At 62.1% G+C, this 22,982-nt stretch carries 20 protein-coding genes and 1 pseudogene; 4 read left to right on the forward strand and 17 right to left on the reverse strand.

The genetic code is table 11. The features are described from left to right. Positions 1-596: 596 nt before the first annotated feature. From AC3A5O_RS08750 to AC3A5O_RS08780, 7 genes are all read right to left on the reverse strand, one after another. Positions 597-950, reverse strand: a complete 354-nt coding sequence (locus AC3A5O_RS08750) for a Na+/H+ antiporter subunit G (protein ID WP_460078016.1) — start codon at positions 948-950, stop codon at positions 597-599. Further along, entirely contained in the window at positions 947-1,225 is a 279-nt protein-coding gene (locus tag AC3A5O_RS08755) for a K+/H+ antiporter subunit F (protein WP_003202841.1), read from the reverse strand. The genes AC3A5O_RS08750 and AC3A5O_RS08755 overlap by 4 nt, the downstream gene beginning before the upstream one ends. Then, positions 1,222-1,710, reverse strand: coding sequence for a Na+/H+ antiporter subunit E (locus AC3A5O_RS08760; RefSeq protein ID WP_122565842.1), 489 nt, complete (start codon positions 1,708-1,710; stop codon positions 1,222-1,224). Before AC3A5O_RS08760 ends, AC3A5O_RS08755 begins: the two co-directional genes overlap by 4 nt. Beyond that, complete coding sequence (locus AC3A5O_RS08765; RefSeq protein WP_305467468.1) at positions 1,707-3,392, reverse strand: monovalent cation/H+ antiporter subunit D; 1,686 nt, start codon at positions 3,390-3,392, stop codon at positions 1,707-1,709. Before AC3A5O_RS08765 ends, AC3A5O_RS08760 begins: the two co-directional genes overlap by 4 nt. Next, positions 3,389-3,733, reverse strand: coding sequence for a Na+/H+ antiporter subunit C (locus tag AC3A5O_RS08770; protein ID WP_003202835.1), 345 nt, complete (start codon positions 3,731-3,733; stop codon positions 3,389-3,391). The genes AC3A5O_RS08765 and AC3A5O_RS08770 overlap by 4 nt, the downstream gene beginning before the upstream one ends. After that, positions 3,733-6,657, reverse strand: coding sequence for a monovalent cation/H+ antiporter subunit A (locus AC3A5O_RS08775; protein ID WP_305481786.1), 2,925 nt, complete (start codon positions 6,655-6,657; stop codon positions 3,733-3,735). Before AC3A5O_RS08775 ends, AC3A5O_RS08770 begins: the two co-directional genes overlap by 1 nt. 343 nt (positions 6,658-7,000) lie before the next feature. Further along, the gene (locus AC3A5O_RS08780) at positions 7,001-8,005 is read right to left on the reverse strand and encodes a DMT family transporter (protein WP_305483191.1); all 1,005 of its coding nucleotides are present in this window, start codon (positions 8,003-8,005) and stop codon (positions 7,001-7,003) included. Between the two features lie 12 nt (positions 8,006-8,017). Between AC3A5O_RS08780 and AC3A5O_RS08785 the strand changes: the two genes are divergently transcribed. Together AC3A5O_RS08785 and AC3A5O_RS08790 are read left to right on the forward strand one after the other, a co-directional pair. Further along, entirely contained in the window at positions 8,018-8,581 is a 564-nt protein-coding gene (locus AC3A5O_RS08785) for a helix-turn-helix domain-containing protein (RefSeq protein WP_305481785.1), read from the forward strand. A gap of 17 nt (positions 8,582-8,598) precedes the next feature. After that, entirely contained in the window at positions 8,599-10,041 is a 1,443-nt protein-coding gene (locus AC3A5O_RS08790) for an FAD/NAD(P)-binding protein (protein WP_305481784.1), read from the forward strand. Between the two features lie 187 nt (positions 10,042-10,228). On the opposite strand, the gene AC3A5O_RS08795 is transcribed toward AC3A5O_RS08790, so the two are convergent. The 3 genes from AC3A5O_RS08795 to AC3A5O_RS08805 all read right to left on the reverse strand — a co-directional run bounded on the left by AC3A5O_RS08795 (position 10,229) and on the right by AC3A5O_RS08805 (position 13,431). Beyond that, positions 10,229-11,338, reverse strand: coding sequence for a Gfo/Idh/MocA family protein (locus AC3A5O_RS08795; RefSeq protein ID WP_354338383.1), 1,110 nt, complete (start codon positions 11,336-11,338; stop codon positions 10,229-10,231). 233 nt (positions 11,339-11,571) lie between these two features. Continuing rightward, a complete protein-coding gene (locus AC3A5O_RS08800; RefSeq protein ID WP_003180553.1) occupies positions 11,572-12,339 on the reverse strand; it encodes an SDR family oxidoreductase in 768 nt (255 codons plus the stop codon). 24 nt (positions 12,340-12,363) lie between these two features. After that, the gene (locus tag AC3A5O_RS08805; protein ID WP_122565836.1) at positions 12,364-13,431 is read right to left on the reverse strand and encodes a phosphotransferase family protein; all 1,068 of its coding nucleotides are present in this window, start codon (positions 13,429-13,431) and stop codon (positions 12,364-12,366) included. A gap of 197 nt (positions 13,432-13,628) precedes the next feature. Between AC3A5O_RS08805 and AC3A5O_RS08810 the strand changes: the two genes are divergently transcribed. Beyond that, positions 13,629-14,024 (forward strand): DUF4280 domain-containing protein, encoded by a 396-nt coding sequence (locus AC3A5O_RS08810; RefSeq protein WP_003202818.1) that lies wholly within the window; start codon positions 13,629-13,631, stop codon positions 14,022-14,024. Positions 14,025-14,236: 212 nt separating this feature from the next. On the opposite strand, the gene AC3A5O_RS08815 is transcribed toward AC3A5O_RS08810, so the two are convergent. Continuing rightward, positions 14,237-14,914: a methyl-accepting chemotaxis protein gene (locus AC3A5O_RS08815; protein ID WP_487753133.1), complete on the reverse strand. Its 678-nt coding sequence runs from the start codon at positions 14,912-14,914 to the stop codon at positions 14,237-14,239. Positions 14,915-15,109: 195 nt separating this feature from the next. Further along, positions 15,110-16,264: pseudogene (locus AC3A5O_RS08820) on the reverse strand (FIST signal transduction protein); the annotation flags it as partial. Between the two features lie 323 nt (positions 16,265-16,587). Here AC3A5O_RS08820 and AC3A5O_RS08825 point away from each other — a divergent pair. Beyond that, on the forward strand, positions 16,588-17,694 hold the full coding sequence (locus AC3A5O_RS08825) for a hypothetical protein (RefSeq protein ID WP_487753109.1): 1,107 nt from the start codon (positions 16,588-16,590) through the stop codon (positions 17,692-17,694). Positions 17,695-18,007: 313 nt separating this feature from the next. On the opposite strand, the gene yghU is transcribed toward AC3A5O_RS08825, so the two are convergent. From yghU to AC3A5O_RS08850, 5 genes are all read right to left on the reverse strand, one after another. Continuing rightward, positions 18,008-18,847, reverse strand: coding sequence for a glutathione-dependent disulfide-bond oxidoreductase (gene yghU / locus AC3A5O_RS08830; RefSeq protein WP_487753110.1), 840 nt, complete (start codon positions 18,845-18,847; stop codon positions 18,008-18,010). Between the two features lie 43 nt (positions 18,848-18,890). Continuing rightward, on the reverse strand, positions 18,891-19,625 hold the full coding sequence (locus tag AC3A5O_RS08835) for a substrate-binding periplasmic protein (RefSeq protein WP_122565831.1): 735 nt from the start codon (positions 19,623-19,625) through the stop codon (positions 18,891-18,893). Positions 19,626-19,653: 28 nt separating this feature from the next. After that, positions 19,654-20,997: a GGDEF domain-containing protein gene (locus tag AC3A5O_RS08840; protein ID WP_122565830.1), complete on the reverse strand. Its 1,344-nt coding sequence runs from the start codon at positions 20,995-20,997 to the stop codon at positions 19,654-19,656. A gap of 1 nt (position 20,998) precedes the next feature. Continuing rightward, on the reverse strand, positions 20,999-21,757 hold the full coding sequence (locus AC3A5O_RS08845; RefSeq protein ID WP_122565829.1) for a substrate-binding periplasmic protein: 759 nt from the start codon (positions 21,755-21,757) through the stop codon (positions 20,999-21,001). A gap of 123 nt (positions 21,758-21,880) precedes the next feature. Further along, positions 21,881-22,876 (reverse strand): aldo/keto reductase, encoded by a 996-nt coding sequence (locus AC3A5O_RS08850; protein ID WP_305467458.1) that lies wholly within the window; start codon positions 22,874-22,876, stop codon positions 21,881-21,883. Positions 22,877-22,982: the final 106 nt, after the last annotated feature.

Here is a 22,982-nt window from a genome sequence, read left to right on the forward strand (position 1 = left end):
CTGGAAAGTGACACGGGTTCTTAATCCAGTTGCATTAGTGTTTGGATAGTCGCCTGTTTCCAGTGTCCCGTCATGAACGTCCAGTCGAGTCACAGTCGTTTCCCATTTGGGATTCTTAACTGATAAAGCTTGAATGGTTTTTTGCGCGCATGACATAACTTCTTCGGTCGACACTCGTGAATCTGTCTCCCAGCTTGCTCGTGAATGTGGCTCGAGTTGGCTGCAACCGCTCAGGGCCAGCCCATATGTCAGCCAAACAATCATCCTCGTTAAAAAAGAAGTTCTCATAGGCGGACCTGTTATTGGCCGAGTGCTCCAGTTTGCCTGATGGGTATGACCTGAGCGGATGTACTTGGCACAAATGTTTGCCGCCCCAATATTAAGCGTTCCATTGTTACCGTTTCGAGTGTTGTCGCTGACTCTACTCATATAAGTAACGGAGGTTCTGGCGGTCAGCTATCGACCAAACCCGGCAGCTCAGAATTGCTGAACACATGTAAGCCTGACACACCGAAGTGGCAGGTCTCAGGGCTGCTGCGCAACCCAGCGGGAGCAAGCTCCCTCGCCACAAAAGCTGTACCGGCTCGAGATACCTGTCAGTCGGTTCGGCGGCTGCTCACTTCCGCCGGCACATCATCCCCAGCCATGCGTTTGCGGAACAAGGCCGCCCGGGCCAGCAGCAGGGTGGTCACCGGGACGGTGATCGACAGCAGGATCGGGATCAGCCAGGCATGCAACACCGGCCCGGACTTGAGCGCCGAGAAATAAATGATCGAGGCCAGTGCCACGCTCCAGGCACCCAGTGTAGAGGCCAGGGCCGGTGGGTGCATGCGCTGGAAATAGTCCTTCAAGCGCACCAGGCCGATCGCTCCGGCCAGGGCGAAGAGGCCGCTGAGCACCAGCAGGATCGCCACCGGGATTTCCACCCACATCGACAGTTCGCCGTTCATTCGATCACCTCGCCACGCAGCAGGAACTTGGCCAGGGCGAACGAGCCGACAAAGCCGAACAGGGCGATCAGCAGCGCCGCCTCGAAATAGGTGTCACTGGCATAACGGATGCCCAGCACCAACATCATCAGCATCGCCACGATGTACAGATAGTCCAGGGCCAATACCCGATCCTGGGCCGACGGGCCCTTGAACAGCCGCCACAGGGTCAACACCATCGCCAGGGAGAACAGGAACAGGCTCAACAGGATCGCATTGGACAGCAGCGGGCTCATTCGAAAATCTCCATCAACGGGCGCTCGTAGGTGGCCTTGAAATGCGCGATGAATGACGCCTCGTCTGCCAGGTCGAACACGTGCATCAACAGGATGCTGCGATCCAGGGCCAGTTCCGACCAGACGGTCCCGGGAATCACCGTAGTGATCATCGACAGCGCGGCCAGGCCGTTGGCATCGCGCAGGTCCAGTGGCACCTTGATGAACCGCGAGCGAGGCGGGCGGCGCCCGGCGTTCAGCACGCCCCAGGCCACCGCCAGGTTGGACACCAGCACGTCGCGGCCCACCAGCAGGAACAAGCGCAACATCACCCACGGCCGGCGAATACGGATGGGCCGCGGTCGCAACGGGCGCATCATCAATGGGGCGAGGAACCCCAGCGCGGCGCCCAGCAGCAGATGGCCGGCGCTGAGAGACACATTCAACACCAGCCACAGCACGCACAGCGCCAGGGACAACCACGGGGCGGGAAACAGGCGCTTCATGGCTGCACCTCCCGCAACGCGGCGCGGGTTTCCGGGTTGGGCACGGCGCGGGTGGCGAGTACCGACATCACGTAATGTTCCGGGGTGTTCAGCGCATCGGCGGCGGATTGGGTATAGCGCAGCAACGGCTCGGCCTTGAAGGCCAGGGCGATGCCCAGGCCCAGCAGCACGATGATCGGCAGGCATTCGAATGGCCGCAGCAACGGTGACGGTCGCTCTTGCGGCGTCCAGAAGCGCTGGATGCCCAGGCGCGAGAAGGCGATCAACGAGGCTAATCCCGATAGGATCAGCAACGCCAGCAAGCCCCACGCCTGGTTCGACACCGGTGCCCCGGCGCTGGCCTCGAGCCCTTGGGGATTGAGCAAGGCGCTCAGCAGGCTCAGCTTGCCGATGAACCCCGAAAGCGGCGGCATGCCGATGATCAACAGCGCACAAAAGATAAAGCTCAAGCCAAGGAAAGCCATGGTCCAGGGAATCACTTGCCCGACCACGGCTTTCTGCTCGTCATCGAGATTGATGCCCTTGGGCGGCTGCAAGGATTCCAGCGGTCGCGGCAAGGTGTCGAAGTCGTCGTCCAGGGACAGCTCGTTGGCCGAGCGCGAGCGTTCGATCAGCTCGGCCAGCAAGAACAGCGCGCAGAGCGCCAGGGTCGAACTCACCAGGTAAAACAGCGCCGCACCTACCAGGTTCGGTTGGGCGAAGCCGATGGCCGACAACAGGATTCCGGCCGAGACCAGGATGCTCAGGCTCGCCATGCGCTCCAGGCGTTGGGCCGCGAGAATGGCGATGGCGGCGCAGACGATGGTCGCCATGCCGCCGTAGACCAGCCAGTCGGCGCCGAAATACGCCGAGGCGCCGGCCTGGCCGGAGAACAGCAGTGTCCACAGGCGCAGGATCGTGTAGACGCCAACCTTGGTCATGATCGCAAACAGCGCCGCCACCGGTGCGCTGGCGGCGCTGTAGGCCGGCACCAGCCAGAAATTCAGCGGCCACATGCCGGCCTTGGCCAGGAACGCCACCGCGAGAATGCCTGCCCCGGCGTGCAGCAAGCCGCGGTCGGCCTCCGGCACCAGGGGGATTTTCAGGGCCAGGTCGGCCATGTTCAACGTGCCGGTGACGCCATAGATCAGCGCCGCGCCGATCAGGAACAACGACGAGGCCAGCAGATTGATGGAAATGTAATGCAGGCCCGAGGATACCCGCGCCCGACCTGACCCGTGCAGCATCAAACCGTAGGAAGCTGCCAGCAGTACCTCGAAGAACACGAACAGGTTGAACAGGTCCGCCGTCAGGAAGGCGCCGTAGAGGCCCATCAGCTGGATCTGGAACAGCGCATGGAAACTGGCACCGGCGCGGTCCCAGCGGGCCGTAGCGAAGAGCAGGGCGCTGACGCCGATGATGCCGGTCAGCACCAGCATTAGCGCTGACAGGCGATCGACCACCAGGACGATGCCGAACGGCGCCTGCCAGTTGCCGGGCAGGTACACGCCAATGGAGGCAGGCAAGGCCTGGTCCTGGGTCCAGTACAGCAACAGCACGGCGATGCCCAGGCCCAGCAGGCTGGAAAACAGATTGATCCGGGCCTTGAGCGGGCGGTGTTTCTCGCCCAGCATCAGCATCAACGCGGCGGTCAGCAGCGGCAGCAGGATGGGGGCGGCGATCAGATGGGGCGTCAATATCATTCCTTGGGCTCCCGACCGTCCACATGGTCGGTACCGGTCAGGCCCCGGGACGCCAGCAGTACCACCAGGAACAGCGCGGTCATGGCGAAGCTGATCACGATGGCGGTCAGCACCAGTGCCTGGGGCAGCGGGTCGGTGTAGTGCAGCAGGTCCTGGGGCACGCCGTCCTTGATGATCGGCTCCTTGCCGATGAACAGGCTGCCCATGCTGAAGATGAACAGGTTGACGCCGTAGGACAGCAGGCACAGGCCCATGACCACCTGGAAGGTCCGTGGCCGCAGCACCAGCCAGACACCGGAGGCGGCCAGTACGCCGATTGCGATTGCGATGACTTCTTCCATCAGGCGGTGGCTCCTTTGACGGGGGCGACGGGTTTGGCTTGCAGGCCCGGTTTATGGGCGCGCACCGACTGGTGAGCCAGGGCGGTGAGGATCAACAGGGTGGAACCGACCACCACGGCGTATACGCCGATATCGAAGAACAGCGCGCTGGCCAGATGGATATCCCCCAGCAGCGGTAATTCGAAATGCCAGGTGTGGGTGGTCAGGAACGGATAACCCACGGCCATCGATCCCAGGCCCGTGGCGGTGGCGAACAACAGCCCGGTGCCCATCCAGCGCAGCGGTCGCAGGCTCATTTGCGCCTCGACCCACTGGGTGCCGGCGACCATGTACTGCAGGATGAACGCCACGGACATCACCAGCCCGGCCACGAAGCCACCACCGGGTTGATTGTGACCGCGCATGAACAGGTAGAACGACACCACCAGGGCAATCGGCAATAGCAGGCGCACCAGCACCGACGGCACCATCATGAAACCCAAGGCGGTGTCGCTGGCATGGCGCGGGTTGACCAGGTCGGTGACCACGTCCGGTGCCAGCAGGCGCTGTTGCGCCGGCAGTTGCATGCTTTCCTTCGGTGGGCGGAAACGCCGCAACAGGGCGAACACCGCCAGGGCCACCGCCACCAGCACGGTGATTTCCCCTAGGGTATCGAAGCCACGGAAGTCCACCAGCATCACGTTTACCACATTGCTGCCGCCGCCTTCGGGCAGGGCGCGGCTCAAGTAGAACGACGAAATGTCGTTGGGCGTCTGCCGTGTCAGCATCGCATAGGACAACAGCGCCATGCCGCCGCCGACGGCGATGGACAGCAGCAAGTCCCGCAGGCGGCGGATGCGCGCGCGGCGCTCGCTGTTGGGCAGCGGCGAGACGTCCTCGATCCGCCGTGGCAGCCAGCGCAGGCCCAGCAGGATCAACACCGTGGTCACCACTTCCACCACCAGTTGCGTCAAGGCCAGGTCGGGGGCGGAGAACCAGACGAAGGTCACGCAGGTCATCAGGCCGCAGACACTGACCATGGTCAGGGCCGCGAGCCGGTGATACTTGGCCTGCCAGGCCGCCCCCAGGGCACAGGCGATCGCTAGCAGCCACAAGGTGACGAAGACGATGGAACCGGGGATCTTCGGTCGGTCGCCCCAGACCAGCGTGCTGTGCAGCATCGGGATCAGCCCGGCCAATACCGCCGCCAGCACCAGGAAAAAAAGTTGGGCTTGCAGGCGCCGGGTACTGATCTTGCGTTCCAATCGTCGGCCCTGGCGCATCATCAGTACCAGGCAACGTTCGAACAACCGCTTGCCGCTGAGCCGGCCAATGAACGGCGGATGCTTGATGTGACCTAGCCGGAGTTGCTTGCGCAACAATAGGTACAGGACGATGCCGCCGGACATCGCCACCAGGCTCATGATCATCGGCGCGTTCAGGCCGTGCCAGATCGCCAGGCTGTAATCGGGCAGCGTGCCGCCCACCACCGGCAACGCGGCGGCCGCGAGCAACGAGCCGACCACCTGGGCCGGAAAAATCCCCACCAACAGGCAGGTGAACACCAGCAATTCCACTGGCGCACGCATCCAGCGCGGTGGTTCGTGAGGGGTATGGGGCAGGTCGGTGGCGGTGGGGCCGAAGAACACATCCACGGTGAAGCGCAGGGAATAGGCGACGCTGAAGGTCCCGGCAATGGTGGCGATGATCGGCAACGCCAGCTCGACCCAAGCCGTGGCGGAAATGAACACCGTCTCGGCGAAGAACATTTCCTTGGACAGGAAACCATTGAGCAGCGGCACCCCGGCCATGGCCGCGCTGGCGACCATGGCCAGGGTCGCGGTGAACGGTATCAGCCGCACAAGGCCGCTGAGCTTGCGAATGTCGCGGGTGCCGCTTTCGTGGTCGATGATCCCGGCGGCCATGAACAGCGATGCCTTGAACGTGGCATGGTTGAGGATATGGAACACCGCCGCCACGGCCGCCAGCGGACTGTTCAGGCCCAGCAGCAGGGTGATCAGCCCGAGGTGGCTGATGGTGGAGTAGGCCAGCAGGCCCTTGAGGTCGTTCTGGAACATCGCGCAGTAGGCGCCTAGCAGCAACGTACAGGCCCCCGCGCCGCCGACGATGTAGAACCATTCTTCACTGCCCGACAGCGACGGCCATAACCGCGCCAGCAGGAACACCCCGGCCTTGACCATGGTCGCCGAGTGCAGGTACGCCGACACCGGCGTGGGAGCGGCCATGGCGTGGGGCAGCCAGAAGTGGAAGGGAAACTGGGCGCTTTTGCTCAGGGCGCCGATCAGGATCAGTGGCAACAGAATGGGGTAGAGGGCATGGGCACGGATCAGGTCGCCGGCGGCCAGGACCTTGTCCAGCTCATAGCTGCCCACCACATGGCCGAGCAGCATCACCCCAGCCAACAGGCAAAGCCCGCCGGCCCCGGTCACCATCAAGGCCATGTAGGCACCGCGTCGAGCGTCGGCGCGGTGGTGCCAGTAGCCGATCAGCAGGAACGAGAACAGGCTGGTCAGTTCCCAGAAGAACACCATCTGGATCAGGTTGCCGGAGATCACCAGCCCGAGCATGGCGCCCATGAACGCCAGGAAAAAGGCGAAGAAACGCGGCACCGGGTCGTCCGGCGACATGTAATAGCGGGCGTACAGCGACACCAGCGTGCCGATGCCCAGCACCAGCAACGAAAACAGCCAGGCAAAGCCGTCCAGGCGCAGCACGAAGTCCAGGCCCAGGCTGGGCAACCACTCATAGTGCTCGCGGATCACGCCGCCGTCGGCGATCTGCGGGTACAGCAAGGCCACCTGAACCGTGCCGGCCAGGGCTACGAGGCCGGCCAGCAGCGATTCGGCGTTACGGGCGTTATGCGGCAGCAGCGCCGCGACACAGCTGCCGATGAAGGGCAAAAGCAATAGAACTATCAGTGACATAGGCTTCTATTCGGCGGGAGGTTGTGAAGGATCATACGTGGCGTATTCCCGATCACCAACCGCGAGGGTGTCGCAGAATCCTACAAGGTTGGTTGAATTTTCGGGCTTTGCGTTGTTTGGGGGAGGGGAGATAGAGTCAGAGCTAGCCACAAATACCGCGTGATACACATCACCTGTGGCGAGGGGATTTATCCCCGCAGGTCTGCGCAGCAGACCCAAAGCAGGTAATTCCATAGAGCTGACACACCGCACCGGCAGGTTTCGGGGCCGCTACGCGACCCAGCGGGGATAAATCCCCTCGCCACAGGATTTTGCCCGCTGCTATTTCGCTGGTCCACCGGCCTCACTGCTCGCGCTCAAGCACCTCATCAACCTCGACCTCACCTTTGCTCCGGGTCTTCAGCTCACTGACAATCACCGCCGCCACGATCAGCGCCGCGCCGAACAAGGCAATGGCCGGCAGCCGCTCACCCGCCAGGCGTCCGGCAATGCCGGCCCAGACCGGTTCGCCGGCATAGATCAGTGTGGCGCGGGTGGGCGAGACGCTTTTCTGTGCCCAGTTCATCGCCACCTGGATCGCTGCGCTGGCGGCGCCCAGGCCCACGGCGCTGATCAGCAGCAACATGGAAAAATCCGGGATCGCTTCCTGAGTCGGCACCACCATCAGGAACGCCAGCACCGCCGTGCTCGCCAGTTGCACCACGGTCACCCGGCGCACATCGACCTGGCCGGCATAGGCGCTGATCAGGATGATTTCGGCGGCAATCGCGATGGCGCTGATCAGCGTGGCGATTTCACCGGGGCTGAAGTTCAGCGAGGCCCCGGCCGGGCCCGATACCAGCATCAGTCCGGTGAACGCCAGCATGATACCGAGGCTGGGCATCAAGCCCGGTCGACGGCCCAGCACCAGCCATTGCAGCAAGGGCACGAACGGCACGTAAAGCGCGGTGATGAACGCCGATTGGCTGCTGGGGATGGTTTGCAGGCCGACGGTCTGCAGGCCGTAACCGAGCATGATCGCCACGCCGATGAAGCACCCGGCCTTGAGTTCGAACAGGGTCAGGTCTCGCAGCTGCCGCCAGGAAAACAGCGCGACAAACGCGGCTGCGGCGGCGAAGCGCAGGCCGACGAAAAACATCGGCCCGCTGACCGTCATGGCATGCTGCACCAACAGGAAAGTCCCGCCCCAGATCATGGTAATCAGCACCAGCACGCATTCGGCCTTGCTGAACCTTGAGAAACGGGGGGAAGCTTGCGGGGAGTTCGCCGATGCCATGACCTTGCGCGCCACTTGAGGCGGACGCACAATGCGTCCGAAGTTGGGCAGTATAATGCGCAACCCAGCCATGTGAGCAATATAGTGCACAAAGAATCCGGCCAGCGGGCCTCCGTCCTGCAACACGTCAGCCAGAACGTCCGTCGTCTGCGGCATGCCGCCGAGCTCAGCCAGACGGCGCTGGCCGAGCTGTCGGGAGTTAGCCGGCGGATGCTGGTGGCTATCGAGGCCGGCGAAAAGAACGTCAGCCTGACCACCCTGGACCGGGTCGCCGAAGCCCTCGATGTCGCCTTCAGCGACTTGATTCAAGCGCCCGACGCCCGCGACCCGAGCCGCATCAACGAACTGGTCTGGACCGGTGTGATCCCGGGCAGCAAAGCTGTGTTGCTCGCCAAGGCCACCGCCAGCCGTGAGGTAGAACTTTGGGAATGGCGGCTGGAGCCGGGCGAGCATTACCATTCCGAGTGCGACGCAGATGGATGGAGCGAACAACTTTATGTATTCGAAGGCTGCCTGACGTTGTTGCTGGGCAGCGAAGAGCGTCGCATAGGCGTCGGTGAGTTCTTCATGTTCGCCAGCAACCAGCCCCATGCCTATCGCAACGATGGCTCGGTGGCGGCGAGATTCGTACGCAACGTGGTGATTTGATGCCTGGGGAGAGCGGTATGGACACAGCGCTGGAGCGACAGGGCGGCGGGCTCATCCGCGAAGCCGATATGCTGATCATCGGCGGCGGCCTGAGCGGTGCCATGCTGGCCGCGCAGTTGCTGCGCCTGCCGGGCCGGCGCGAGGTGCTGATCGTCGAGCCGCGCAGTGAATTGGGCCGGGGCGAAGCCTACAGTGCCGTGGAACTGGGCCACACCTTGAACGGCAACGCGGCGCGCATGAGCGTTGACCCGGACAACGCCGATGACCTGACTCAATGGCTCACCGCGTTCATCGAAGCCGGCGGCTGGCCCGAGTCGGATCAGCAGCACGTGCCCATCAGCGAGTTGTTCCCACCCCGGGGGATGTTTGGCCTCTATGTGCAGCAACGCCTGGCCGAAGCGCGCGAGAGGGGCGCACAAAACGGTTCGACCGCCGAGCATGTGCGTGGGGAGGCCGTGGACCTGCGGCTTGTCGACGATGCCGTGATGGTGACGCTGGACGATGGCCAAATCTTGCGTGGCCGTTTCGCGGTGCTGGCCACCGGCATGTTCCCGGCGGCGCGCACCCCGCAAACCGAATCCAGCGGCTTGAATGCCGCGGCCCTGGATCCCTGGGATGTGGCTGCGATGCGTCAGCTCGACCCGCAGTCCACGGTGCTGATCATTGGCTCGGGGCTGACCATGGTCGATGCCGTCGTGTCCCTGGAACAGGCCGGGCATCGCGGGCTGATCGAAGTGTTTTCCCGCCATGGCCTGCTGCCCCATGTGCGCCGCCAACCGCCGGCCTGGGTGGATTTCCTCGCCGAGGATCCCAGCCTGCGTTCGCCCCGCCAACTGATGCGAGCCCTGCGCGAGCAATGCCGCCAGGCCCAAGCCCAAGGGATCGATTGGCAGGCGCCGCTGGATACGGTACGCGCGCACATCGGGCGTTTGTGGAACCAGGCCAGCGATGTGCAGCGCCGACAGTTCGTGCGGCATGTGCGGCCATGGTGGGAGAGCCATCACCATCGCTCGCCACCGTTGAGTGCGGAGCTGGTGGCGCGTTTGCACGGGGAAGGGCGGTTGCGGATTCATGCGGCGTCGTTCAAGGGGCTGGCAACGTCTGCCGAAGGCTTAGTGGCCATTTGCATTCGCCGACGGAACGAGGCTGGACTGGAAGTGGTGCAGGGCGCCGCGTTGATCAACTCCAGCGGCATCGAATATGACTGGCGTCGCGTTGCCAGACCGTTACCGCAACAGCTATTGGCGCGAGGGCTGATCCAGCCGGGGCCGCTGGCCCTGGGCATCGCCGCGCGTGCCGATGGCGCGGTGCGGGATGCCCACGGCGAGCCGGCCAGCCGCCTGTTCGCCATGGGCCCGCCACTGCGGGGGATGTGGTGGGAAAGTACTGCCGTGACCGATGTGGCGAGCCAGGCCAAGGCGTTGGCGGCAAGGTTGGTTGAATTGCAAACCCAAGATTGAAGTTGGACACCCTCTGTGGCGAGGGGATTTATCCCCGCTGCGTGGGAGCAAAGCTTGCTCGCGATGCAGGCGCCTCGGTTCCCAGGGAGACCGCGTCATCTTCATCGCGGGCAAGCCTTGCTCCCACAGGTGGGGATAAGTCCCTTTCCAAAGGTTCACAAAATGGGCACAAATGAGCGGTTATAGCTCACCTCACCTTGACCCAACGCTCCTCCCGCGCCGCCACACGAATCGCCGCCGCCAGCCGCTCCACTTCCCAGGCCTCGTCGAAGTCTGTCCCGCCGGCGCCTTCGCCAGTGAGGGCCATGATCAGCTCCTGCACCTCCAACGTCTTCAATTCGTTGTAACCCAACTGATGCCCGGCAGCCGGGCTGAACGCGGCATAGCCAGGCAAGTCCGGGCCCGCCAGCAGGCGCTGGAAGCCTGGCTGACCGGCGCGACACAGGCGCAGTTCATTGAGCCGTTCCTGATCGAACGCCAGGGTGCCGAGGGTGCCGCTGATCTCGAAACTCAGGTGGTTCTTGTAGCCGTGCTTGAGCCAACTGCTGCTCACCGTGCCCCGGGCGCCACTGGCGAAACGCAGCAGCCCGTGGACCTGGTCATCCACGGCGATGGCCCGCTGTTCGACATTGCCGGCGCTGGCAGGGCGCTGGTGGTGCACGGTCTGGCTGTCGGCGCACACGGCCTCGACATCGCCCAACAAGTGCCGGGCCATGGCCAGCAAGTGGCTGCCCAGGTCCGCCAGTGCGCCACCGGCGTGGGTCGCTTCGCAACGCCATGACCACGGCGAGGCGGGATCGGCCATGAAGTCTTCGCTGAATTCGCCCTGGAAACTGATGATCTGCCCCAGTTCGCCGCGTTGAATCATGTCCCGCGCCCGTTGGATGATCGGGTTGTGCTGGTAGTTGTAGCCGACCCGCGTCACCACCCCGGCGACCTTGGCCGCCTGGCGCATCTGCTCGGCCTGCTCCAGGGAAACCGCCAGAGGCTTTTCACAATAGACCGCTTTGCCAGCCGCCAGCGCGGCCATGGCCATCGGGAAGTGCAGATGGTTCGGTGTGGTAATGGCGACCAGATGAACCTTCGGGTCGTCGATCAGCCGTTGCCAGTCGCTATGGGCCGTCTCGAACCCCCAGCTTTGGGCACATTGCCGGGCACGCTGCGGATCGGCGTCGGCCAGGGCCGTCAGTGTCAGGTTCAGGGGGAGGTCGAACACCGCTTTGGCATTGTGGAACGCCAAGGCATGGGCACGGCCCATGAAGCCGGTGCCAATCAGACCGATGCCGAGTTCGCGCATGAGAAAGAGCCCTTTGAATTTTTGTTTTCAGGAGGGCTCTTTATGGAATAAATATTCTTTAATTGCAAATGTTGGAATAAATATTCATTTCTGCGATCCCAGAGAATCCATTGTGGGAGCGAGCTTGCTCGCGATAGCGGCGGGTCAGCCAGTACTTGTATGACTGATGAAACGCTATCGCGAGCAAGCTCGCTCCCACAGGTGATTTCACAGGAATTCCATTAAGCCCGCCGTCAGGACAGGAACCCACCATCCACATTCAACGCCACGCCCGTGGTATAGCTCGACGCATCGCTGGCCAGGTACAACACCGCGCCGGCCATTTCGCTTGGGTCGGCCACGCGCTTGAGGGGGATCTGCGCCAGGGCGGTCTTCAGGATCGCGTCGTTCTTGACCAGCGCCGAGGCGAACTTGGTGTCGGTCAGGCCTGGCAAGAGGGCGTTGCAGCGGATGCCGAACTGCGCGCATTCCTTGGCGAAGACCTTGGTCATGTTGATCACCGCGGCCTTGGTCACCGAGTAGATGCCCTGGAAGATCCCCGGCGAGATGCCGTTGATCGACGCCACGTTGATGATGCTACCGCCGCCGTTTTCGCGCATCAGCTTGCCGGCTTCCACGGACATGAAAAAATAGCCGCGGATGTTCACGTCCACGGTTTTCTGGAACGCCCCCAGGTCGGTGTCCAGGACGTTGCAGAATTGCGGGTTGGTGGCGGCGTTGTTCACCAGGATGTCCAGGCGCCCGAACTGTTCGCGGATACCGGCGAACACCTGGCTGATCTGCTCCATTTCACCGATGTGGCAGGCGATGGCGGTGGCCTTGCCGCCGGCGGCGATGATCGCATCGGCCACGTGCTGGCAACCGTCGAGCTTGCGGCTGGACACGATTACATGGGCGCCTTGCTGGGCCAGCAGTTTGGCGATGGCTTCGCCGATGCCGCGGCTGGCCCCGGAAACGAAGGCGATTTTACCGTCGAGGTCGAACAACTGGGTCTTGGACATGCTGTTTCCTTGTTATGGGGGCGCTCAGAGCGTGGATTTACCGATGACCTGCAGGCTCATCTGCTCCAGCAGTGTGTTCATCTGAACGAACTGCGCGAAGCGTTTGTCCTGGGTCTGGCCGTGGAAGAAGCGGTAGTAGATCTGCTGGACGATCCCGGCCAGGCGGAACAGGCCGTAGGTGTAGTAGAAGTCGAAATTGTCGATGCGGATCCCGGCGCGCTCGGCGTAGTAATCGACGAATTCGCGGCGGGTCAGCATGCCGGGGGCGTGGCTCGGTTGGCGACGCATCAGTTGCACTGGCGCCGGGTCGTCGGCCTCGATCCAGTAGGCGAGGCTGTTGCCCAGGTCCATCAACGGGTCGCCGAGGGTGGTCAGTTCCCAGTCCAGCACACCGATGATCTGCATCGGGTTCTGCGGGTCGAGGATCACGTTGTCGAAGCGGTAGTCGTTGTGGACGATGCTGGACGTCGGGTGGTCGGCGGGCATCTTGTCGTTGAGCCAGGCCTTGACCGTCTCCCATTTCGGCGCATCGGGGGTCAGGGCCTTTTCGTAGCGGTCGCTCCAGCCACGGATCTGCCGGGCCACGTAGCCTTCGGGCTTGCCCAGGTCGGCCAGGCCGCACGCGTTGTAGTCGACGCGGTGCAATTCGACGAGCCGGTCGATGAAGCTCTTGCACAGCGCTTCGGTGCGGGCGGTGTCGAAGCCCAGCTCCGGCGGCAGGTCGGAGCGCAGGATGATGCCGTTGACGCGTTCCATCACATAGAACTCAGCGCCCATCACCGCTTCGTCGGTGCAATGCACATAGGCTTTGGGGCAGTACGGGAACGCTTCGCGCAATTGGTTGAGGATGCGGAACTCACGACCCATGTCGTGGGCGGACTTGGCCTTGTGGCCGAACGGCGGCCGGCGCAGGACGAATTCCTGTTCGGGGTATTCCAGCAGGTAGGTCAGGTTCGACGCGCCCCCGGGAAACTGGCTGATCCGCGGCAGGCCGGTCAGGCCGGGAATGTGGGCCTTGAGGTACGGGTCGATCAGGTTGGCATCGAGTTCTTCACCGTCGCGCACGCGGGTGGACTGATCAGTAAACGCCATGCTTATCCCTTCTGCTTATTTTGGAGGCCATCGATCATTGGCTAATCTAATGGCGCGTGGGAGGCGTCACAAGCACGCCAGGGTCTTATAGGTTAGCGTGTTGCCGGATAATCAGCGGGCTTGATGCATGGCGGCGTGCGCATCGGATGCGGGCGAGCTATGGTTTTGGATGAGTCGCTTTCAAAGGAGCCGCCGCGATGGGATGCCCGCAAGTCTGTGGCACCGCGACCTTGCAATGCAGCTTCGGCGCAGCCCCGGCGGTGCTCAATGTGCTGCCGGTCAATCGCCTGCTGACCGGCGGGATGCCGGCGGCGAACATCATGGATCACATCCCGCTGGTGAACATCACCACCTTCGGCATGTGCATGAGCCTGGCGAACCCCACCGTGGCCGCGGCCACCGCAGCGGCCCTTGGCGTGCTGACCCCCATGCCCTGCATCCCGGCCACCGCCGCCCCGTGGATCCCCGGCGGCGCACCGACCCTGTTGCTGGGCAACATGCCGGCCATCGATGCGAACAGCACCTTGATGTGCACCTGGGCGGGGGTGATCAAGATCGTCGTGCCGGGGCAGGTGCAGATGTTGATTCCCTGACGGTGACGGCTGCGAACAACCACAAGCTCCCAGTGGGCACAAATCCCTGTGGGAGCTCAGGGTAATTGTGATGCCTGCGGGCAACTCAAAAACTGTGGGAGCGAGCTTGCTCGCGATGACGGCGGCACAGTCAACATCACTGCAAACTGATCCACCACAGCAGGATCTGCGGTGGTCGCCCAATCTCGATCCAGTGCCTGGGCGACTCGGCCTCAAGCACTGGCGTGAGTCAGCCCGGTCAAGGTGTCCGCGATGGCCTTTGTGCGTTGTGCCGTGCCTTCGGTGGTACGGCTCGAGTCTTCCAGTGCATCGAGCATCTCGCGCAGGGCGCTCACGGCGACGGACTGGTCTTCGATCTGTTGGGCGACCCCTTGGATCTCCGTCGAGAGCAGGTCGATGTCCACACCGATTTCCGCAGCATTCTGGCGGGTGATTTCCGCGAGCTTGCGGACCTCATCGGCCACCACCGCAAACCCTCTGCCCATCTCACCCGCCCGCGCGGCTTCGATGGCGGCGTTGAGGGCCAACAGGTTGGTCTGTCCGGCGATTTGCTGGATGACCTGCACGATCGACTGAATACGCAAGCTCGAACTGGCGAGCGCTCGGGCACCGACCACGGCTTCACCCGCTTGCGTGGCCAGTTGCTCGACGGTGGTACCGGCCTGCTCGGCGACGCTGTTTTGCCGGTCTATCGTGCCCGTCAGGTCATCCATCGACAGGTGAAGCTCGCCCGAGTAATGCTTGATTTGCGTTGCCATCTGCGCTTGCTGCTGGCTGGCCTGCGCCAATACTTGGCCCAGGTCTGTCAGGCCGTCGAACACCGGCAGGATTGTCTGGTCCAGGCCGCGAGTGTCCAAGGCGCTGCTGAAATCATTCATCTTGAAGGCCATGATCTGCTTGACCACGACATGGTTCAGGCCCGCCAATTTCTTGATCTGGCGGCGCAGGAAAAACGCCTTGAACTCGCCATAGTGGGCGATGAAGTTATCGACGTATTCATCGACAAAACCGGCGCCCTTGGTGACTCTGAAGAAGAAAATCGCCGTGAGCGTCTGGTTAAGGTTCAAGCCGAGGATTTCACCAAACGTCGAGAAGCCGGCCAAAGGCACATCCCCGAAAATGCCGGCCATGCTGCCCAGATCGCTGCTGTTGTTGAGCCGGCGCAGGATGCAATCGTTGAGAATAGCGGCCACCGGCCGACCACCTTTGCCCTTGAGGAATTTCTCGTAGTCGAGCCGGGTCGCCTCGCGCAGGGGCGTGCGCTTGACCATCACCAGCTCTTCGCCGGGCGCCACGTCGCAGAACAGCTGGATGATCTGCTGCTGATAGTCGATGCGGGCAATGGAACGGACGAACAGCTCATCACCCACGCGGATGGCGAATGAATAATCGGCCAGCTTCTTCTCCAGCGCCTGGGCACTGCACTCGAATGCCTCGCACAGCGCCTGGACCATGCTCTTGATGTTCCCGCGGCTGTCGATGACCTGGTCGATGGTGCGGTCCTCGACCGACGCGGTCAGCACGCTGAAGGTCAACCCGGCCGGTTGGAAGTTCTGGCTCTTGAACACCCCGAAGCGCACGTCCGCCGCGGTTTTCAGGAAGACAATCTGCGCATGGTTCTGATAGCTGCGCTGCCCATCGCTGATCAGGGTCTTTTTGAAATCCGTCTTGCCACCGGCCGAGCCGCCGACGAACAAGCAGGGGAAGCGTCCCGATTCATAGAGCGCTTCCATAAAAAACGACTCGGAAGCCGAAAGACCATCGAACACCACGTAGGCCAAGGTATCGCGATGGTCGATGGGCGTGCTCACCTGCGCCTGCTTGATGTTATTCACCAATCGGGTAATGCGCTCACGCATGGCCAAGCGCTTGCCGCCCCCGCGAATGTCTTCGCACTCCAGCGGCACCATCACCACCTCGGCCGACACAATCACACTGGCGTCAAACAGCTGCAACACCACCCGATCCCAGGTCTCGCCGGTCTGGCAATACAGTGTGTTTGCAGCGTTGCACAGCTCACCCGAGGTCGTGCACAGGCTGATAGCGCTGTGGGGGAAGCGCTTCTTGATCTTGGTGGCGATCTGGTCGATGTCCAGGTGAGGGGAGACGAAACCGGTGATTAATACTGGGGTGATACGTACGTTGGCCAGCGCCTGGTCGAGTTCACCCGAAGTGCAGGCCACGCTGACCGTCCCTTGAGTGCGGGGTCGGGCTTGGTTGAAGAGGTTCGGTAGGTTCATGGCTGGACTCGGTTGAGCGCGACGTGATGCGTACGAGGGATGCGTGCGGGGTCCTTTCGCTGTAACGGTCACGGCTGAGGGGCTTGTGTGGGCGTGAGCTTGTGCTATTTGCGGGGGTGGTCCATAGGGGCTTTTGGTTGGGGTTTGCTCCGTCTGTTGGGCAGAGACTTTCGTATAGGTCTCGGGGAAACCTACGGAAGAACCAGTTCTTGCTGGACGGCAAAGACTCACCCGCTATGCTTCGACGATGGCGTCTTGCCATTCACCACAACCAACCCCAAGCGCGAAACGAGAACCAGCTCGTCATCGCCCAGAGACAATCCATGAATACATACAAAGCCATGTCGGGAGTTGCTTGGGGTGTTTTGTTGGGTTGCATCTGCCAGGCCAACGCTTTTCAGCTCTCGCCGGATGGCACCTTGGCTGAGCGGGAGATGGCCAAGAAATATGGGGTTTCCTATAAGGCGACGGTGCCTTTCGCCAGTTTTGCGCTGCATAACTTTTCCGATTCTGCCCATGAGGCGCTGACGCAGAAGATCTATGGATGTGACGGGGATTGGCAGGATTGCAGTAACCCCAACCTGGAGAATGCCGGCGCCTACGTTATTGCCGGGGTTCGCTGGAACGATGATCCGGTATTCATGCCGGGCGCGGAAGACGCCAAGACCAAGGGCTGCAATGGGCGTTACTCGGTTGGGTTTATTTCGCAGACGCGGTGTTGGGTCAATCTCTTCGAGAAAGCAGAGGCCATAAGCGTTTCCGATCCGATGGCGTTCATGGGAGCGGGGAACTACATCTCTCGTTCGCATTTTGGCGATCTGCAATTCTTGCATGCAATGGCGTCCCAAGAAGGCAACGCGCCGGAGAAGACCAAGCGTGAAATCATGATGTGGGCCGAGTTCGCCTGGGGGGTTGCCGATGGAACCTATCCCATCAATACCTATTTGAAAGACATCAAGATCGAAGGCTGGGAACAGCATTTCAATAACGGCCAGACCGTGCAGGATCTTTTTGCGGTGGGGCGTCCATGGTTGCGGGCGAATGTGAATCAGGTGGCGTTTGGCAGTTTGCTTCACCTTGTCCAGGACAGCTTTGCCGGGGGGCATGCGCAGCGGCGCGAAGAGGTGCTGGGTGACAAGTGCATGGGAGGCGCCGAGGCTGTGCTGGGGCGGATCGAGGAGTTTCATTCTTACGCGCGGCAGGATCATGCCAAGCACAAGGACGATGACGCCAGTTCAGTCGCCAGGCTCATGTTGATGGCGCATGAACCGGATGTTGTGGATGCCGGCAAGAAGCTGCGGGGGTTTATCGCCGATCGCAAGAAATGGGCAGATGTCAGGCCTTATCTGGATGAGTGTGTTTTTGCCCTGGCCACTGAAACGACTCCGGCGTCGGCGGGCGATGGGTACAGGCTGGAAGCCAACCGCTGAACACTTGACGAAAATCTGGGGAAAGAACTGTGGGAGCGAGCTTGCTCGCGATGGCGTCGGCACATTCAGCATCACTGCAAGCTGATCCACCGCTTTCGCGAGCAAGCCCGCTCCCACAGGGGGGCGGTGCCAGTCGAGAAACCGAGGTTCACCACCCATCCAGTGTGGGAGCGAGCTTGCTCGCGATGAGGTCGGCACATTCAGCATCGATGTCGGCTGATCCACCGCTATCGCGAGCAAGCTCGCTCCCACAGGGGGCTGTGCTGGTCAAAAAAAACCGGGGTTTACCAGCGATCCGACATGCGACCCGGCCTCAGCCCAAATCCCCAGTCTCATGCCGCTCCGGCACCTGGCTCGCCTCGTCACCCCACGTGCGATTGACCCGCTGTCCGCGCTGGACAGCTGGGCGCTTGGCAATTTCTTCTGCCCAGCGCTGCACATGGGTGTATTCGTGGGCACTCAGGAATTCGGCGGCGCCGTACACGTTGTTGCGCACCAGTTGCCCATACCAGGGCCAGACCGCGATGTCGGCGATGGTGTAGTCGTTGCCTGCCAGGTATTGGCTTTCGCCGAGGCGGCGGTCCAGGACGTCGAGTTGGCGCTTGGCTTCCATGGTGAAGCGGTTGATCGGGTATTCGAGTTTCTCCGGCGCGTACGCGTAAAAATGTCCGAAGCCACCGCCCAGGTACGGGGCGGAGCCCATCTGCCAGAACAGCCAGTTCAGTGTTTCGGTGCGGCCCGCCGGGTCGGTGGGCAGGAAGGCGCCGAATTTTTCCGCCAGGTAAAGCAGGATCGAGCCGGATTCGAAGACCCGGATGGCGGGTTCCACGCTGCGGTCCAGCAGGGCCGGGATCTTGGAGTTGGGGTTGACCTCGACAAAGCCGCTGGAGAACTGGTCACCTTCGCCGATGCGGATCAACCAGGCATCGTACTCCGCGCCCGTATGACCCAGCGCCAGCAGTTCCTCCAGCAGGATGGTCACCTTCACGCCGTTGGGCGTGGCCAGGGAATAGAGCTGCAGCGGGTGCTTGCCAACCGGCAAGGTTTTGTCATGGGTCGGCCCGGCGACAGGGCGGTTGATGCTGGCGAACTGGCCGCCAGACGGGGCGTCGTTTTCCCAGACCTTGGGCGGAACGTAGGACGCTTTACTCATCGGGACATACCTCATCGTTGCTTGCGGTGTGATCCCCCAGAGTCTACCGCTGTTCGTTCATGATCCGTGCGACTTCACCGGACGCCTTGAGTTTTTCGAAAGCGAGTTGGGCCTTGGCGACGACGTCATCCGGCGTGCTCAGGCTGAAGGCCAGGTGGACCCTGTGGGGTTGTTCATCGAGGGTATAGACCTCTTCCAATGAAGTGAAATCCACTTGGGCATCTTGGCTCATCAGGCGCGCGGTGTTTTCCGGCATCGGCAGCAACTGGATCTGCCGATTCAGCAGTTTTTGAAAGTTGTCGTGGTTGTTGGCCGAGATGACCAACCGGGTAAACCCACGCTGTTGCAAGTAAATCTGCTTGGCGTCATTGCGCACCACACCGATGCTGTACTGCTTGGCCTCTTCGAGGTTGTTGACGGCGATATCTTTATTGTCACGCATTTTATAGAGCCGGCTCGCCACCCGATGTATTTCACCCACCCATTTGAACAATGCCTCGCGGGCCGGGGTGCGGTCCAGTGGGAAGATCAGCACGTTGGGCTCGTGCAATGCTTTTTCGTAGGCCCGGGCCCACGGGTACAGCGACAGGCTGTAATCGGTGAGCTGCGCGTTTCTCAGCGTCTCCTCGGCGATGAGAATGCCCGGCCCGACGACCTTGTTGTCACGCTGATAGGCGTACAGGGAGTCTTCGGTCACGACTTCGATTGCCTCGGCGTGGCTTTGCAGGCTGATCGAGGCGAGTAGCAAGCATGAGCAGAGTATCAGGCGAACGTGCATAGGCAGACCTCATGACGCGTGATGGTTGTTACAGGGCAACGCGGTCGCGTCCCTGGTGTTTGGCCCGGTACAGCGCCTGGTCGGCGCGTTGCAGCAATTGATCGAAATGGTCCATGGTTTCCGGGTCCAGCTCGGCGACGCCAATGCTCACGGTGACGAAAGGCGAGACCTTGGAGCCGCTGTGGGGCAGCTCACGTTCCGCCAGGCTGGTGCGAAAGCGTTGAGCCGCCTGACAGGCCTGGGCGGCGTTGATGTTGGGCAGGACCACGACGAACTCTTCGCCGCCTACGCGGGCGGTCAGTTCGCCAGAGCGGCCGAACACGCTGCGCAAGGTTTCGGCGATCTCTTTCAGGCACAGGTCGCCCTGCATGTGGCCGTAGGTGTCGTTGTAGATCTTGAAGAAATCGACGTCGCACATGAGCACGGCCAGCGGGGTGTTGTGACGGATTGCCCGGCGAAACTCGATTTCCTTCAATTCGTCGAAGTAGCGACGATTGGCCAGGCCCGTCAAGGCATCGTGACGGGACAGGGCTTCGAGGGATTGGTTGGCTGCTTTCAGTTCCGCGGTGCGTGCCTCCACCAGTTCGGCCATTTGATCGCGGCTGGCGGCCAGGGCCAGTTCATCCGAACGCTGGCGTTCGAGGTGGGCGCGCAGATTGTCCTGGAGTTCATTGACCTGGAATTCGAGCAGGCTCAGTTCGTCCTGGCGATGCACCGCCCGTTGCAGCTTGAGGTGACGCTTGAGGGTATGCGGCGCGAGTTCGCCCAGGTGACGGGCGATATGCACCACATGCACGGTCACCAGTCGGTTGAACATGGTCATGATCAACCCGGCCAGCAGCAAGGACTGGATGAGCTGGGTGATGACGATGCTGCGCGCTTCGCTCCAGAGGCGCTCCCACAGCAGGTTGTTGTCGCCTTCGATGGTCAGCTCACCGACTTTTTCATGGGCTCCGGCGTAGGGCTGGGCGATGAGCTGGCGATGCAGCACCGGCACCACGCCCGATTGATCGACGGCGTAGCGCTTGAGCTCGATGACTTCAGGCGCTTGCCCGGGGCGCAGGATGTTCAACACCACGCGACCCACGGGGGCTGCCCCGGCAACGCTGGTGATTTGTTGGTCGAGAGATTCGCGATCCAGTTCCCAAATGGCATGGGCCAGGGTGTTCTGGAACACCTGGTCGATCAGGGCCAGCTCCGAATTCATTTCCGCCAGGTTGTTTTCCCAGGCCAGCCAGGTGCGCCAGGTGACCATCGCCAGGGTAAAGAACAGGCAGAACAGCAGCGTTGCCAGCACCAGGCGTCGCCCCAGGGAGCTGAACGCCTTGGTCGGTGGTGGCTGGGAGGACGCCGTGCGGAAAGGGTCACCCATGTCATAACCATTTGCGCAGGATGGCGTCGTAGACCCCGTTGCGGCGGATGGTCTCAAGACCGGCGCGGAACTTCTCCACCGTCTCGGCCGGCGTCTTGCGACTGAAGGCCATGTTCAGGCCATCTGCGCTGCTCAGTTCGGGAAGCGCCAGGGAGCGGATCAGCACCTTGTCCGGGTCTTCGCCATTCTGGCGCGTCAGGTACAGCGCGTTGAGCTCGTTGGAAATCCACAGCTCGACGTGATCGACCTTGAGCTTGCGGTAGTTGTGTTCGTACTTGGTGCTCGACTGCAATTCCTCACCGATGCGAAACCCCTTCGAGACCAGGTATTGCTCGCCCACGTCCTGATTGACCGTGGCGATCTGGTGACCATGGGCGTCGGCCAGCGAGTCGAGTTTTACCGGCCGGTCCGCCAGCGAGTAGATATACCACTGCGTCGGGCCAATGGTGCCCACCCACTGGAAAAGCGATTCGCGTGCAGGCGTGCGGACGATCGAATAGATCAACACGTTGCTTTCATTGAGCGCCAGGTCGTAGGCCCGGGCCCAGGGCATCGGCTGAATGGGCGCGTCCATGCCGACTTCCTTGAGCACGGCCTGGACCACTTCGGTGCTCATGCCGGTCACGCGCCCGTTCTGCGTCATGTTGTAGGGCGGCAGCTCCTCCGTCACGATGCGCAGCGGTGTCTCTGCCGCGTAAGTGCTTGCAGCGAGGAACATCAGGACGCCCCACATCAGCAGGCGATTAAGCGGCAAACCCATTGATTATTACCCTATGCAACTGGCAGAGCCCGGCGAGGCCTTGGGCTGTTATTGATAGGGTTATCGGCTGGACTGACGCCTGCTTGAGTACGGCCCGTCGAAACCGACAGCCCAGCCGACGGATCAACCGTTCAACAACGTCATCGTCTGCGCCTGGTATCGGTCGCCCGCCACCACACCGTCGCCTGTGAAAATCCCATCCAGCTGGGCCAATTCGTCAGCGTTCAACGCCACCGAAGCCGCCGCCACATTGCTCTCCAGGTACTTGCGCTGCTTGGTGCCCGGGATCGCAATGACGTGGTCACCCTGGGCCAATACCCAACCCAGGGCCAGTTGCGAGGCGCTGATGCCCTTGTCCGAGGCCAAGGCCTTGACCCGTTCGACCAGCGCCAGGTTGCGCTTGAAGTTGTCGGCCTGGAAGCGCGGGTTGAAGCGGCGATAGTCATCGGCGGCAAAATCCTCCGGTGACTTCAGCTCGCCGGTCAGAAAGCCCCGGCCCAAGGGGCTGTAGGCGACGAATGCAATGCCCAGGCGTTTGCAGGTATCGAGCACGCCATTGTGTTCAGGTTCGCGGGACCACAACGAGTATTCGCTTTGCACCGCAGCCAGTGGGTGCACGGCGTGGGCTCGCTGGATGGTCTCGGCGCTGGCCTCCGAGATGCCGATGTGGCGGACCTTGCCGGCCTTGACCAGCTCGGCCATGGCGCCGATGGTTTCTTCGACGGGCACCTCCGGGTCGATGCGGTGCTGGTAGTAGAGGTCGAGGTAGTCGGTGTCGAGGCGCTTGAGGCTGCCGTCGATCGACTGTCGCACATATTCGGGGCGGCCATTGACGCCACGGGCATGGGGATCGCTGCTGCGCACCAGGCCGAACTTGCTCGCCAGGTACAGGCTTTCACGCTTGCCTCGCAGGGCACGTCCGAGCAGTGCTTCGTTGGTATGCGGCCCATACATGTCGGCGGTGTCGAACAGCGTCACGCCCAATTCCACGGCGCGGTGCAGCGTGGCAATCGCTTCGCCCTCGTCCGTGCCCGTGGTGTAGAAGTCCGACATGCCCATGCAGCCCAGGCCGATGGAGGAAACGTAAGGGCCGCGATGGCCGAGTTGGCGGGTCTTCATGCTGATAGCTCCTGGAAATGAACGACCTGTGTAGTCTCCAGCAAGGGATTTCCTGGATAAATCCCCGTTTATTGGTTTAACTATTCGGAATATCTAAATAATTAGG

It is taken from the genome of Pseudomonas sp. Soil_N_39, assembly GCF_057655955.1.